The organism is Roseivivax sp. THAF30, from assembly GCF_009363575.1.
Classification (GTDB): Bacteria; Pseudomonadota; Alphaproteobacteria; order Rhodobacterales; family Rhodobacteraceae; genus Roseivivax; species Roseivivax halotolerans.
In genome coordinates this window covers 2,679,121-2,692,833 of record NZ_CP045389.1, presented here as the reverse complement: position 1 = coordinate 2,692,833, position 13,713 = coordinate 2,679,121, and the positions used below count along the sequence as shown (strand labels likewise).

Sequence of the window (13,713 nt, the reverse complement as noted above, 5' to 3'; positions counted from 1 at the left end):
ACCGTTACTCGGTCGTCTCGACGATCAGAAGATCCCGCTCCGACGCGCCGGTCGCATGGCTCAGGGCCTCCTGGTAGGCGTCCGAGCGGTAGCAGGCCTCCGCATCCTCGACCGACGGGAAGCGCGCGACGACGTGGCGCTCGCGCTCGTTTCCGGTCGCGGTCTTGTTTCCTTCAAGCACGACATAGCGGCCGCCGCGGGCGACGAATTCGCCGCCATGCGCGGCAATCGCCGGCCCGGCGAGCTTGGCATACTCGCCATAGGCGTCCGCGTCGGTGACATGGACGTGGGCGATCCAAAGTGCGGGCATGTTATCCTCCGATCACGGCTTCCGCCGCCTTGATGGCGTGTTCCGCGTTCTCGGCCGAGGCTGCGCCGCCTTGTGCCATGTCGGGGCGGCCACCGCCGCCCTTGCCGCCGAGCGCCTCGACCGCCGCTTTCACGATATCGACCGCAGAGACCTTGTTCGTAAGATCGTCGGTCACCCCCGCCGCGACGGCGGCCTTGCCGTCCGCCTCGGCGACCAGAAGGATCACACCAGAGCCGATACGGCGTTTGTGCTCATCGAGAAGCGGGCGCAAATCCTTGCCCGAGACGCCGGAAAGCGTCTGCGCGAGGAAGGGTGTGCCTCCGATATCCTTGGGCTCCGCGCCGCCGGCATCGCCACCGCCCATTGCGATCTCGCGCTTGAGCTGCGCGACCTCGTTTTGCAGCGCGCGGCGCTCATCCATCAGCGCGCGGACGCGACCGGGCAGGTCGGCGGGAGACGTCTTCAGATCGAGTGCGAGGTTCGCGACGAGGTGATCCTGGCCGCGCAGATAGTCGAGCGCCGCCTGGCCCGTCAGCGCCTCGATCCGGCGCACACCGGAGGAGGATGCACTGTCGCCAAGCGTCACGAAAAGACCGATCTCGCCGGTACGGGTCACATGAGTGCCGCCGCACAGCTCGATGGAATAGGTCGTCCCGTCCGTACCTTTGCCAGAGCCCGGCTGCTGGCCCATCGAGACAACGCGCACTTCATCACCGTATTTCTCGCCGAAGAGCGCCTGTGCGCCCATCGCGCGGGCATCGTCCGGCGTCATGATCCGGGTCTCGACCGCCGCGTTTTGGCGGATGTAGTCGTTGACCTCGCGTTCGATGGTCTCGATCTCGGTCAGCGACAGACCCTTGGCGTGGCTGAAGTCGAAGCGCAGGCGGTCGGGTGCATTGAGCGAGCCGCGCTGCGCGACGTGATCGCCGAGTGTCCGCCGCAGCGCCTCGTTGAGAAGGTGCGTGGCGGAGTGGTTGGCGCGGATCTTGCGGCGGCGATCTTGGTCGACCTCGAGCCGCGCGGCCTCGCCCTTCGTGATCGTACCGTCCGTCACCTCGCCGAAATGTATGAAGACGCCCGCCACTTTGCGCGTGTCGGTGATCTTCGCGCGGCCCTGATCGGTCGCGATCTCGCCGGTATCGCCAACTTGGCCGCCAGCTTCCGCGTAGAAGGGGGTCTGGTTGAGCACGAATTGTACCTTCGCGCCCTTCGCGGCGGATCCGGTCGCGGCACCATCCTCGACGATGTCGAGCACGATCGCTTCGGCGGTTTCGGTGTCGTAGCCGAGGAAGTCGGTCGCCCCATGCGTGTCCGCCAGATCGTACCAGATCGCAGCATCGGCGGCTTCCCCCGAGCCCGACCATGCGGCACGCGCCTTGGCCTTCTGCTCGGCCATTGCGGCGTCGAAGCCTTCGGTATCGACCGTGCGATCCTTTTCGCGAAGCGCATCCTGCGTGAGGTCGAGCGGAAAGCCGTAGGTGTCGTAGAGCTTGAACGCCGCCTCGCCGGGCAACTCCGCGCCTTCGGGCAGCTTGCCGAGCTCGTCGTCGAGCAGCTTGAGACCGCGATCCAGCGTTTGCTGGAACCGCGTCTCCTCGAGCTTGAGCGTCTCCTCGATCAGCGCCTGCGCGCGGGGAAGCTCGGGATAGGCCGCGCCCATCTGGCGCACGAGCGCGGGCACGAGCCGGTGCATCAGCGGATCTTTCGCGCCCAGAAGATGCGCGTGGCGCATCGCACGGCGCATGATCCGCCGCAGGACATAGCCCCGCCCATCATTCGACGGCATGACGCCGTCCGCGATCAGGAAGGAGGTGGAGCGCAAATGGTCCGCGATCACCCTGTGATGCACATTGCCGGGTCCGTCGGGATCGGTCGATGTGGCCTCGGCGGATGCCACGATCAGGCTCCGCATCAGGTCGGTGTCGTAATTGTCGTGTTTGCCCTGCAAGAGCGCGCCGATCCGCTCCAGCCCCATGCCGGTGTCGATCGACTGCATGTCGAGCTCGCGCATCGAGCCATCCTCGAAGAGCTCGTTCTGCATGAAGACGATGTTCCAGATCTCGATGAACCGGTCGCCATCCTCTTCGGGCGATCCCGGCGGGCCGCCCCAGATGTGATCGCCATGATCGTAGAAGATCTCGGTGCAGGGCCCGCAGGGGCCGGTGGAGCCCATCTGCCAGAAATTGTCCGAGGTCGCGATGCGGATGATCCGGTCTTCGGGGATGCCCACCTTCTTCCAGATCGCGGCGGCGTCGTCATCGGTGTGATAGACGGTAGCCAGAAGCCGGGTCGGATCGATGCCGAATTCGCGGGTGATGAGCTCGTAGGCGAAGGGGATCGCCTCGGGCTTGAAATAGTCGCCGAAGGAGAAATTGCCGAGCATCTCGAAGAAGGTGTGGTGCCGGGCGGTGTAGCCCACATTGTCGAGATCGTTGTGCTTGCCGCCGGCGCGCACGCATTTCTGCGAAGTGGTGGCGCGTGTATAGTCGCGGTGTTCGAGCCCGGTGAAGAGATTCTTGAACTGCACCATGCCGGAATTTGCGAACATGAGCGTGGGGTCGTTCCGAGGCACGAGCGGGGAGGAGGGCACGACCTCGTGTCCCTGCTTCTCGAAATAGCCGAGGAAGGTGGAGCGGATGTCGTTGAGGCTGGGCATTCTCGGCTCTTGTCTGTCCGTGGATCTGATCGATCGGAGGTGTAGCGCCGGGCGCGCCGGGTGTCCACGGGCGGCAGAGGGGGCAGGGCGCAAATGCGAACGCCCCGGCCACTCGGGCCGGGGCGATGACGGGCTTATCAGGGCGTTAAAGCTGCGCGCCGGGGCTCAGCCCTCGACCACGTCGTCCTGTTCTTCTTGGCCCATGTCGAATTCGAGCCCGTGCGCCGCGCGGATCTTGTCCTCGATCTCGAGCGCGACGGCGGTGTTTTCCTTGAGGAAGGTCTTGGCGTTCTCGCGGCCCTGACCGATGCGCTCATCCCCGTAGGAATACCAGGCGCCCGATTTCTCCACCACGCCGGCTTTGACGCCGAGGTCGATCAGCTCTCCCGTCTTGGAGATGCCCTCGCCATACATGATGTCGAACTCGACCTGCTTGAACGGCGGGGCGACCTTGTTCTTCACGACCTTCACGCGGGTGGCGTTGCCGACGACCTCGTCGCGATCCTTGACCGCGCCGATGCGGCGGATGTCGAGCCGGACGGAAGAGTAGAACTTCAGCGCATTGCCGCCCGTCGTCGTCTCGGGCGAGCCGAACATGACGCCGATCTTCATCCGGATCTGGTTGATGAAGACGACCATGCAGTTGGAGCGGCTAATCGAGCCGGTGAGCTTACGCATCGCCTGCGACATCAGGCGGGCCTGCACACCGACGCTTGAATCGCCCATGTCGCCTTCGAGCTCGGCCTTGGGCGTCAGCGCCGCGACCGAATCGACCACGACCATGTTCACCGCGCCCGACCGCACCAGCGTGTCGGTGATCTCGAGCGCCTGCTCGCCGGTGTCAGGCTGCGAGATCAGAAGCTCGTCCAGATCGACGCCCAGTTTCTTGGCATATTGGGGGTCGAGCGCGTGTTCGGCGTCGACGAAGGCGCAGACGCCGCCCTTTTTCTGCTGCTCGGCCACGCAATGCAGCGTGAGCGTCGTCTTGCCCGAGGATTCGGGGCCGTAAATCTCCACGATGCGGCCCATCGGCAGCCCGCCGATCCCGAGCGCGATGTCGAGCCCGAGCGAGCCGGTCGAGGTCGCCTCGATATCCCGCATCGCGTTGTCGCCGCCCATCTTCATGATGGAGCCCTTGCCGAACTGCCGTTCGATCTGCGCCAGAGCCGAATCCAACGCCTTCTGCTTGTCTGCCGTACGCTTGCTGTCCATGGAGAGTAGGTCTGCCATCTGCTTGCCTTTCCGTCCTTATTCCATACCGCAAAGCACGCGGCAATGACTGCGTCGTTCACCTCTTGTTCTCGTGATGTATGAGGGCAAAAGGGGAACATTTCAAGAGAAATCAACCAAGCGATCTTTGCGCGAGGAGCGTAAACAAGTAGTTACGAAGCGCGAGGCAGAGAGGGGCGGGCATGCTGGTATTCTGGAAGGCGCGGCTGGTCATGCTGGCGGTGCCGAAGACGGGCACATCGGCTTACGCCAAGGCACTCGCGCCGCATGCGGGGATGGTGGTGAACGACCCACCGGAACTGAAGCACGCGCCGGTCTATCGTTACAACCGCTTCTTCCGCCCGATGTTCGAGAAAATGGGCGCCGAGGAGATGGATGTGATGGCCGTCATCCGCGAGCCGATTTCCTGGCTCGGCTCATGGTACAGGTATCGCCAGCGGCCGTTTCTCGACGGCAAGCGGGTCTCCACGAAGGATCTGTCCTTCGACGCCTTCGTCGACGCCTATTGCCGGGGCGATCGTCCGCCTTTCGCCAATATCGGCGACCAGTCGAAATTCGTCGAACCCCGGCCGAACGGCACGGAGGTCACGCATTTCTTCCGCTACGAGGATCAGGGGCGGATCGTGTCCTTCCTGGAAGAGCGGCTCGGCGTCGAGATCGACCTGCCGCGAGAGAACGTCTCGCCCCGCCGCGATCTGACGCTCAGCCCCGAGATCGAGGCAAAGCTCCGCCGCAAATGTGCTGCCGAGTTTGCGCTCTGGGAAGGGGTCGGCGCGGAATGAGTCTCGTCTAGACCGCGACCAGCCGGATGAGCCAGGCCACGATGCCGAGCGTGGTGATTGATGCCGCCCAGATCACGACGAACCAGGCAAGCTTGACCTTGGTCGGGCGCGGGTCTTGAGCCATCAATGATACCCTGCATTCTCGTCGATTTTTCCGCGGAACACCCAATAGGCATAGGCGGTGTAGATCAGGATGATCGGGATCAGGATCCCCGCGCCAACCAAGGCGAACAGGAGGCTCGAATCCGGAGCGGCGGCCGCGTCGATCGTCAAGGAGGGCGGCACGATATGGGGGTAGAAGCTGATCCCGATACCGACAAAGCAGACGATGAAGAGCGCGTTGGCCATGAAGAAAGGCTGATAATCCTTGTTCTTGGCCAAGCCCGAAAAAAGGAAGTAGCTTATGAGGATCAGGAAGACCGGGACGAGATAGCTCCAGAACGCTGCCGGCAGGGTGAACCAGCGCTCGTAATAGACCGGATCCTGAAACGGGGTCAGCGTCGAGACGACGCCGATCAGGGCAAGCGTCGCGACACCGAGCGGCCCTGCGAGCTTGCGATTGCGCTCCTGTAGCGGACCTTCGGTCTTCATGTTGATCCATGTCGCGCCCAACAGCGCGTAACCGACGACCAGCGCCGCGCCGCAAAAGAGCGAGAACAAGGTCAGCCAGTCGAACCAGCCCCCCGCATAGGAGCGCTGCTCGATCTCGATCCCTTGGACCAGCGCGCCAAGCGCGATCCCCTGGCAGAAGGTGGCGACGAGCGATCCGCCGAAGAAAGCGGCCGACCAGAAGCCTTTCCAGCGCTTGGTCTTCCAACGGTACTCGAAGGCCACGCCGCGAAAGACGAGGGCAAGCAGCATCAGGGTGATCGGCATGTAGAGGGCCGGCATCACGACGGCATAGGCGAGCGGGAAGACGGCGAAGAGCCCGCCGCCGCCGAGGATCAGCCAGGTCTCGTTGCCGTCCCAGACGGGCGCGACCGAGTTCATCATGATGTCCCGTTCCTTCTCGGATTTGGCGAGAGGGAACAGGATCCCGATACCCAGATCGAAGCCGTCGAGGATCACATAGACGAGCACCGCGAAGGCGATGAGGCCAGCCCAGATGAAGGCGAGATCGAAGAATTCCATGTGCCGCCTCCTTTACTCGCCCGGAACCCAGGCATCGGGCTTGAGCTGGTTGGCCGGAGTGATGCCCGCGGTCCGGATCGGACCGTCGTCGATCTCTGGCGCGGTGTCCTTCACCTCCTTGCTCATCAAGCGGAGCAGGTAGAACGTGCCCGCCCCGAAGACGAAGAAATAGACCACGATGAACGCGATGAGGGATGTGGCCACCGCGGGGGCCTCGACCGGCGAGAGGCTGTCCGAGGTTCGCATGAGGCCGTAGACAGTGTAGGGCTGACGTCCGACTTCCGTCGTGATCCAGCCTGCCAGCACCGCGACAAAGCCCGAAGGCGCCATCACCGTCATCACCCGTTGTAGAGCCCGGTCATCGTAGAGCTTGCCCCGGTACCGGCTGAGAAGGCTCCAAAGCCCGACGCCGAGCATAAGGAAGCCGATGCCGACCATGACGCGGAAGGAATAGAAGACGATCGCGACCGGCGGCTCCTGATCGTCTGGAATCGTGTCGAGCCCGTCCATCGGCGCGCCCCATTCGTGCTTCAGCACGAGCGAGGAGAGCTGCGGGATCTCGATCGAGTAGTCGATCCTTTTCTCTTCCGCGTTGACGATCCCGAAGAGGATCAGCGGCGCGCCGTCTGGATGGCTGTCGTAATGCCCTTCCATCGCCATGACCTTCTGCGGCTGATGCTCGAGCGTGTTCAGGCCATGGAAATCGCCAGCGACGATCTGAATCGGGGTCACGCAGACCGCCATCCACATCGCCATCGAGAACATCTTGCGCGCTTCGGGGTCGGTCTTCTCGCGCAGAAGATGCAGCGCGCCCGTACCGCCGACGACGAAAGCCGTGGTCAGGTAGGCGGCGAGAACCATGTGCGTCAGCCGGTAGGGGAAGGAGGGATTGAAGACGATCTCGAGCCAGCTTTCAGGCACGAATTGCCCGTTCTCGGCGATCGAGAAGCCGGCGGGTGTCTGCATCCACGAATTCACAGAGAGGATCCAGGTGGCCGACATCAGCGTGCCGAAGGCGACCATGAGCGTTGCGAAGAAATGCAGCTTCTCGCCCACCTTCTCGCGTCCAAAGAGCATGATCCCGAGAAAGCCTGCCTCGAGAAAGAAAGCCGACAGCACCTCGTAGGCCATGAGCGGGCCCAGGATCGGGCCGGTCCGGTCAGAGAAGACCGACCAGTTGGTGCCGAACTGGTAGGACATCACGATGCCCGAGACGACGCCCATGCCGAAGGCAACCGCGAAGATCTTTTTCCAGTAGTTGAAGAGGTTGATATAGACCGGGTTTCGCTTCCAGAGCCAAAGCCCGTTCAGGACGGCGAGAAAGCTCGCAAGGCCGATAGAGAAAGCCGGGAAGATGATGTGAAACGAGACGGTAAAGGCGAACTGGATCCGCGCCAAAGTCTCTGCGCTGAAGCTTTCGAGCATATGTTCTTCCCGTTTCGTAGCACTTATAGGTCAGAACTAGGCAGGTGATCGGTCAAGGAAAGCGTGGTGCGCCAGCTTTGCGGTGCGACATCTTGCAATCCAAGGTGGTGCCAAGACCCCTGAGATGCGGCATCTTGCGTTTCAAGCGCGCCTGTCAGCTTTGCCCGGATGCGGAACGGAGCGGCTTTCCGGTGCTGCGCGATTGGCCGCGGAATTCCGCGATATGCGTGCCGTCCGCCTCGCGCGAAACCGTGACGTCATAAAGTCCCGAGCGCCCTGGGCGGGCGATCTCGCGCGCCTCTGCGATCAGCCGGTCGCCAAGCTTGCCGGGCGCGAGGTAGGTAATGCTGTTCGATTGGGCGACGGTCACGACATCATAGGTGTTGCAGGCAAAGGCGAAGGCGCTGTCGGCCAGTGTAAAGATTAAGCCGCCATGCGCGATCCCGTGTCCGTTCACCATCTCGTGCCGGATCGTCATCGCAAGCCTCGCTTGGCCCGGCGCGACGTCGAGAAGCTCCATGCCAAGGCCCCGGCTCGCGTGATCCTCGGCCCACATCGCCTCGGCGCAGGCCCACGCCAGAATATCCGCATCGCTGTTCGGCATGATCGCCTCCCCAAGCCGGTCAAACCCGGCGAGGGAAGGCTACAGGAGCTAGGGTCCGGGCCTCAATGCCCGTTCGTCTCAGCTTTCCGGCGCGTTCGGGAAAAAGAGCTGCTGCCCGTTGACCGCGTAGTCACCGATCGCCGTCTGGCCTTCTTCAGACAGGAGCCAGTCGGCAAAGCTCTGCGCGGCCTCGGCATTCACGCTCGGGCAATGATCGGGGCTCACGGGGATGACGCCGTACTGATTGAAGAGATCCTCGTCGCCCTCGACCGCGATCTCGTAATCCTGCTTGTTCTCGAAGCTGATCCAGGTCGCGCGGTCGGTCATCACGTAGGCGCCCATGCCGATCCCGGCATTCAACGTGGCGCCCATGCCGGAGCCCGTTTCGCGGTACCATTCGCCCGACCCGGTGGACGGATCGACGCCGCTTGCCTCCCAGAGCGACAATTCCTTCTTGTGGGTGCCGCTGTCATCGCCGCGCGAGGCGAACAGGCTTCCGCTCTCGGCGATCTGGGACAGGGCCGCCTCGACATCGCTCATGCCGCCCACGCCGGCCGGATCGCCATCCGGGCCGACGATGACGAAATCGTTGTACATCAGGTCGGTGCGGCTTGTGCCGTAGCCGGCTTCGACGAAGGCTTCCTCGGCGGGCTTGGCGTGCACGAGCAGGAGATCGCCATCGCAATTCTCGGCATTGGTGATGGCCTGGCCCGTGCCGACGGCCACGACGTTGACCTCGATACCGGTCTCTTCCTCGAAGATCGGCAGGAGGTGATCGTAAAGTCCCGAATTCGCTGTCGATGTCGTGGATTGCACGATGATCGACTGCTCCTGCGCGGGCAGGGCGCTGGCCGCGACAATCGCCGCGAAGGAGACATAGAGAGTGCGCTGGAACATGTGGGAGCTTCCTTTCCTGGTTGAAAATCAGACGACGATGCGACCGCTTATGAAAGCGCGCGCAGCGTCGGTTGCGGGTCCGTCGAAAAACGCGTCCGCTTGTGTCTGTTCGAGAACGCGCCCCTGGTGGAGGAACACGACCTCGTCGGCCAGCCGCCGCGCCTGGCCGATATCGTGCGTCACGAAGACGATCCGCATGCCGGCATCGCGCGCCTCGCGGACGATTTCCTCGATGGCGAGGGTTGATGCGGGATCGAGGCTCGCGGTCGGCTCGTCGAGGAACAGCACCTCCGGGTCGGTCGCGAGCGCACGGGCGAGGGCGAGGCGCTGCGCCTCGCCGCCGGAAAGTCGCCGCGCAGGCTGACGCGCCTTGTGGGCAAGACCGACATGGGTCAGGAGCGCATCGCGCCGCGCCGGATCGCCGCCCCGGTTCTTCAGCACGAACTCGAGGTTCGCCGCGACGGACCGTCTGAGGAGGACCGGTGTCTGGAACACGAGCGCCTGCCACTGCGTCACGCTCTCCGCCGGTGCGCCGCCCCAGGTCACCTCGCCCGCATCGGGGCGGATCAAACCATGCAACATCTTGAGAAGAAGGCTCTTTCCGGCGCCGTTCGGGCCGATCACCGTGGTGATGCCGTCGCCCGAGAGCGTCAGGTTCAGCCCGTCGATCGCGGCCGTCCCGCCAAGGGTCAGCCGCACATCGGCGGCGCGCAGCGGGAATAGCGGCGCGCGGCTTGAGGTCTCGCGGGCACTTGCCCGGACGGCGAAAGGGAAGGCAGCGTCAGACATAGGCGTGCCGTGCGGCGCTCATCCGCACGCCCTGAACCGCGGCATTCACGCCGAGCGCGATCACCAGAAGCACGATGCCGAGCGCCAGGGCGAGCGACAAGGCCCCCTTCGATGTCTCGAGCGCGATGGCTGTCGTCATCACGCGCGTGAGGTGGTCGATATTGCCGCCGACGATGATGACTGCGCCGACCTCGGCGACCGCACGGCCGAACCCTGCAAGACCCACGGTCAGCAGCGCGTAGCGGGCATCCCAGATCAGCGCCTGCATCGCTTGCCAGCGTCCGAGACACAGGGAGCGGAATTGCTCGGCATATTCGGCATGCATGTCCTCGAGCACCTGGCGTGACAGAGCCGCGACGATGGGCGCGATCAGGATCGTCTGCGCGATGATCATCGCGGTCGGGGTGTAGAGAAGGCCGAGAAAGCCCAAGGGGCCAGAGCGCGACAGGTGGAGGTAGACGATCAGCCCCACGACGACCGGCGGCAGGCCCATCAGCGCATTCATTACGACGAGCACTGCGCCCCGTCCCGGAAAGCGGCTGATGGCGACGAGCGCGCCCAGCGGCAGACCGATCAGGCAGGCAAGAAAGGTCGCGCTGAGGCTGACCTGCAACGACAGCGCGACGATCTCCAGTAGATCGGCATCCCCGCTCAGAACGAGCTGCAGCGCGAGCCACGTTGCCTCTGTCATGTTTTGCATAATTTCCGGCCCCACGGAATCTATGCAGCGACGCTATGTGCGAAGACGCCTGCCGTCAAGCAGCGGCCCTGTCTTTGGGTTGGGGCAAATACCGCGGAGAGCGCGAGAGGCAGCGCCTCTCGCCGCCGCCCTCAGGCGGCGGCTTCGCGGGCTTCCCGATCGGCTTTCGGGAACATGAGCGAGTAAAAGACCGGCGCCGCGATCAACGTCAGGATCGAGGCAAATCCGAGCCCTCCCATGATCGTCACCGCCATCGACGCGAAGAACGCATCCCACAGCAGCGGGATCATCCCGAGGATCGTCGTCACCGCTGCCAGCACGACCGGCCGCAGACGCGAGGTGGAGGCGCGCACGATGGCCTCCCTGAAGGCGACGCCCTCGGCGCGGGTGAGGTCGATCTCCTCGACCAGCACGATGCCGTTCTTGATCAGCATCCCCGACAGCGACAGCAGGCCCAGGAGCGCGGTGAAGCTGAACGGCAGCCCGGTGCCCAGAAGGCCGATCGCCACGCCGTTCACCGCCATTGGCACGAGCAGCCAGACGATCAGCGGTTGGCGCAGTCGCCCGAAGAGCAGGACCGAGATCACCACCATGATGATGAGCGACAGGGGAAGCTGCTTTCCGAGGCTCTCCTGCGCTTCGGTCGAGCTTTCGTATTCGCCGCCCCATTCCATCGTATAGCCGTCCGGCAGTTCCATCGCCTCGATATCGGCGCGGAGCGTGTTGAACACGGCAGAGGCGTTCATGTCTGCCGGAATGCCCGCTTCGACGGTGATCGTCGATACGCGGTCACGGCGCTGGATCAGGGTGTCCTCGATGCCGAAATCGAACCCGTTGATGATCTGCTCCACGGGAATGAACGCCTGCGCGGCATCGGAATAGACGACCTGGTCGATCAGGTGCGCCGCGCCCGGCTTGGTCGCGCCGGGCATCCGAACGAGGATCGGGATGAGCCGGTCATTCTCGCGATAGACCCCGGCGCGCGCACCGTCCGTCGCGGTCAGGAGCGCGTTGGCCAGATCCTCGCGGGCGACGCCCGCGGTCTGCGCGCGCTCATCGGCATAATCGGGCTTGAGGACAAGCTCGCGCTCGCGCCAATCGGTCCGCAGATCCTGTACGTCGTCCGTCGCGGCCTGCATCCGGTCGGCCGCTTCCTTGGCGAGCGCGCGAAGGACATCGGCGTCCGAGCCCGAAAACCGCACCGCGATCGGAGAACCGCCGCCCGGCCCGAAGGCCAGACGTTCGGTGCGAAACTCGCCTTCTGGCAGCTGCGTGCGTCCGAAGCGCTCCAGATCGTCGCGAAGGGGCGGGATGTCCTCCAGCGTTTCGGTGCGGATCACCAGATGCCCGTAGGTCGGAAGTGCTTCCTCGGGCGAGTAGGTGAGCATGAAGCGCGTGGCGCCGCCGCCGACGAAGGTCGCCACCGAGACGATCTCGTCGCGCTCCGAAAGCCAGTCCTCCACGAGCGCCATATCCTCGGCGGTGGCATTGATGCTGGCACCCTGGGGCAGCTTGTAATGGACGTAGAAGATCGGCGTGTTGCTGTCCGGGAAGAATTGCTGCTTCACCTGGCCGAAGCCCCAATAGCAGACCACCGTCAGGGCGAGCAGCGCCGCGATCACGAGCCAGCGCACGCGCAGCGCGCCGCGCAGGACCGCGCCGTAGGCCCGGAACACTGGCCCGCCATAAGGATCACCTGCCTCACCCGATCCCTGGCGGAAGACGTAATGCGCCAGAAGCGGTGTCGCGGTAATCGCGAGCACCCAGGACAACAGAAGCGAGATGCCGATGACGGCAAATAGCGAGAAGAGGAACTCGCCCGTCGCATCGGGCGAGAGGCCGATCCCCGCGAAGGCCATGATGCCGATCACCGTCGCGCCAAGAAGGGGGATCTGGGTCTTGCCCGCGACGTCCTCCGCCGCCTCGCGTGAGGATTTGCCCTGGTCCATGTCGCCCTGCATCCCCTCGGCGACAACGATGGCGTTATCCACCAGCATCCCCATCGCGATGATGAGCGCGCCGAGCGAGATCCGTTGCATCTGCAGATCGCCGAGCGCCATGAAGAAGAGCGTGCCGACGACGGTCAGAAGCAATGTCGATCCAACCACCACGGCAGATCGCCAGCCCATGAAGACCGCGAGCACCAGCACCACGATGCCGACGGACATGGCAAGGTTGATGAGGAAGCTCGTCGAGGCCTCATCGACCACGACATGCTGCTGGTAGATCGGATGCAGCTCGACGCCGAGGGGGATGTCCGGCTGCAACGCATCGAGCTGGGCATCGACGGCGCGCCCCACGTCGACGATGTTCTCGCCCTGCCGGCCGGAGACGCCAAGCGTGAAGGCTTCCTCTCCATCGAAGCGAATGATCGTCGACGGATCTGCGACGCGCTCGCGGTAGACGCGCGCGAAATCCGTGATCTCGATCACCTCGCCCTGAACGCCTATCGTGAGGCCGCGGATGTCATCCACCGTGCCCGAGCCTTCTGGCGCGTCGATACGGATTTCCTGGCCCGATTGGCTGACTGAGCCTGCATCCGACACCGCGTTCGAATTGGAGATGGCCTGCGCGATGGCGCCGGGAGAGATGCCCAGGTTCTTGATGAGAGCCTTGTCGGGCTCCACGAAGATGCGCTCTTCGGGCAGCCCGTCCAGCGCGACATCGGCAACGCCCTCGACCGTTAGCAGCTCGCGCCTGAGATATTCGCCAAGCTCGTGTATCTCGGCATCGGAAAATCCGGGCGCGGTCACCGCGTAGAAGATGCCGTAGACGTCTCCGAAACTGTCGTTGACCTGGCTCGGACCCGCGCCCGAGGGCAACTGGTTCTGGGCGTCAGAGACCTCCTTTCGCAGCTTGTCCCAGATCTGCGGCAATTCCGAGCCGTCATAGGTCGACTGGATCTGCACCGTGATCCGGCTTGTGCCCGGCTTGTTGGAAGAGGTGATGTAGTCGATCTCGGACATCTGCTGGATTGCCGATTCCAGAGGTTCGCTGACCTCTGTCGCGACCTGATCGGCCGATGCGCCGGGATATTGCGTGAAGACCACCGCCGACTTGATCGTGAAGGCCGGATCCTCGAGCCGGCCCATCGTGGCAAAGCCCCAGAGGCCGCCCAGAATGCAGCCGATCATCAGCATCCATGTCAGAAGTGAGCGGTCGATAGCTCCGCGAGCGATGGACATGGAC

At 64.0% G+C, this 13,713-nt stretch carries 12 protein-coding genes; 1 reads left to right on the top strand and 11 read right to left on the bottom strand.

Annotated elements, in window-relative coordinates; genetic code table 11:
- Window positions 1–4: 4 nt before the first annotated feature.
- From FIU91_RS12965 to recA, 3 genes are all read right to left on the bottom strand, one after another.
- On the bottom strand, window positions 5–310 hold the full coding sequence (locus FIU91_RS12965; RefSeq protein WP_093010703.1) for a DUF1330 domain-containing protein: 306 nt from the start codon (window positions 308–310) through the stop codon (window positions 5–7).
- A gap of 1 nt (window position 311) precedes the next feature.
- Complete coding sequence (alaS, locus tag FIU91_RS12960; RefSeq protein ID WP_152462778.1) at window positions 312–2,966, bottom strand: alanine--tRNA ligase; 2,655 nt, start codon at window positions 2,964–2,966, stop codon at window positions 312–314.
- Window positions 2,967–3,131: 165 nt separating this feature from the next.
- On the bottom strand, window positions 3,132–4,196 hold the full coding sequence (recA, locus tag FIU91_RS12955; protein WP_093010707.1) for a recombinase RecA: 1,065 nt from the start codon (window positions 4,194–4,196) through the stop codon (window positions 3,132–3,134).
- 182 nt (window positions 4,197–4,378) lie between these two features.
- On the opposite strand from recA, the gene FIU91_RS12950 reads away from it, so the two are divergent.
- Window positions 4,379–4,978 carry a gamma-glutamyl kinase gene (locus FIU91_RS12950; protein ID WP_152462777.1) on the top strand — a complete coding sequence of 200 codons (600 nt, stop codon included), beginning with the start codon at window positions 4,379–4,381 and terminating at the stop codon, window positions 4,976–4,978.
- A 7-nt stretch (window positions 4,979–4,985) separates the two neighbouring features.
- On the opposite strand, the gene FIU91_RS12945 is transcribed toward FIU91_RS12950, so the two are convergent.
- From FIU91_RS12945 to FIU91_RS12910, 8 genes are all read right to left on the bottom strand, one after another.
- Entirely contained in the window at window positions 4,986–5,102 is a 117-nt protein-coding gene (locus FIU91_RS12945; protein ID WP_152462776.1) for a DUF2474 family protein, read from the bottom strand.
- Entirely contained in the window at window positions 5,102–6,109 is a 1,008-nt protein-coding gene (cydB, locus tag FIU91_RS12940) for a cytochrome d ubiquinol oxidase subunit II (protein ID WP_152462775.1), read from the bottom strand. Before cydB ends, FIU91_RS12945 begins: the two co-directional genes overlap by 1 nt.
- 12 nt (window positions 6,110–6,121) lie before the next feature.
- Window positions 6,122–7,534, bottom strand: a complete 1,413-nt coding sequence (locus FIU91_RS12935; RefSeq protein ID WP_093010715.1) for a cytochrome ubiquinol oxidase subunit I — start codon at window positions 7,532–7,534, stop codon at window positions 6,122–6,124.
- Window positions 7,535–7,688: 154 nt separating this feature from the next.
- A complete protein-coding gene (paaI, locus tag FIU91_RS12930) occupies window positions 7,689–8,138 on the bottom strand; it encodes a hydroxyphenylacetyl-CoA thioesterase PaaI (RefSeq protein ID WP_152462774.1) in 450 nt (149 codons plus the stop codon).
- 78 nt (window positions 8,139–8,216) lie between these two features.
- Window positions 8,217–9,035, bottom strand: coding sequence for a substrate-binding domain-containing protein (locus tag FIU91_RS12925; RefSeq protein WP_152462773.1), 819 nt, complete (start codon window positions 9,033–9,035; stop codon window positions 8,217–8,219).
- Between the two features lie 27 nt (window positions 9,036–9,062).
- Window positions 9,063–9,824 (bottom strand): ATP-binding cassette domain-containing protein, encoded by a 762-nt coding sequence (locus FIU91_RS12920; protein ID WP_152462772.1) that lies wholly within the window; start codon window positions 9,822–9,824, stop codon window positions 9,063–9,065.
- Complete coding sequence (locus FIU91_RS12915) at window positions 9,817–10,524, bottom strand: ABC transporter permease (protein WP_152462771.1); 708 nt, start codon at window positions 10,522–10,524, stop codon at window positions 9,817–9,819. Before FIU91_RS12915 ends, FIU91_RS12920 begins: the two co-directional genes overlap by 8 nt.
- A 131-nt stretch (window positions 10,525–10,655) precedes the next feature.
- Entirely contained in the window at window positions 10,656–13,709 is a 3,054-nt protein-coding gene (locus tag FIU91_RS12910; RefSeq protein WP_152462770.1) for an efflux RND transporter permease subunit, read from the bottom strand.
- Window positions 13,710–13,713: the final 4 nt, after the last annotated feature.

Coding starts and splice junctions, on each gene's coding strand:
- FIU91_RS12965 (WP_093010703.1), bottom strand. CDS start 310: ATGCCCGCACTTTGGATCGCCCACGTCCATGTCACCGACGCGGACGCC.
- alaS (WP_152462778.1), bottom strand. CDS start 2,966: ATGCCCAGCCTCAACGACATCCGCTCCACCTTCCTCGGCTATTTCGAG.
- recA (WP_093010707.1), bottom strand. CDS start 4,196: ATGGCAGACCTACTCTCCATGGACAGCAAGCGTACGGCAGACAAGCAG.
- FIU91_RS12950 (WP_152462777.1), top strand. CDS start 4,379: ATGCTGGTATTCTGGAAGGCGCGGCTGGTCATGCTGGCGGTGCCGAAG.
- FIU91_RS12945 (WP_152462776.1), bottom strand. CDS start 5,102: ATGGCTCAAGACCCGCGCCCGACCAAGGTCAAGCTTGCCTGGTTCGTC.
- cydB (WP_152462775.1), bottom strand. CDS start 6,109: ATGGAATTCTTCGATCTCGCCTTCATCTGGGCTGGCCTCATCGCCTTC.
- FIU91_RS12935 (WP_093010715.1), bottom strand. CDS start 7,534: ATGCTCGAAAGCTTCAGCGCAGAGACTTTGGCGCGGATCCAGTTCGCC.
- paaI (WP_152462774.1), bottom strand. CDS start 8,138: ATGCCGAACAGCGATGCGGATATTCTGGCGTGGGCCTGCGCCGAGGCG.
- FIU91_RS12925 (WP_152462773.1), bottom strand. CDS start 9,035: ATGTTCCAGCGCACTCTCTATGTCTCCTTCGCGGCGATTGTCGCGGCC.
- FIU91_RS12920 (WP_152462772.1), bottom strand. CDS start 9,824: ATGTCTGACGCTGCCTTCCCTTTCGCCGTCCGGGCAAGTGCCCGCGAG.
- FIU91_RS12915 (WP_152462771.1), bottom strand. CDS start 10,524: ATGCAAAACATGACAGAGGCAACGTGGCTCGCGCTGCAGCTCGTTCTG.
- FIU91_RS12910 (WP_152462770.1), bottom strand. CDS start 13,709: ATGTCCATCGCTCGCGGAGCTATCGACCGCTCACTTCTGACATGGATG.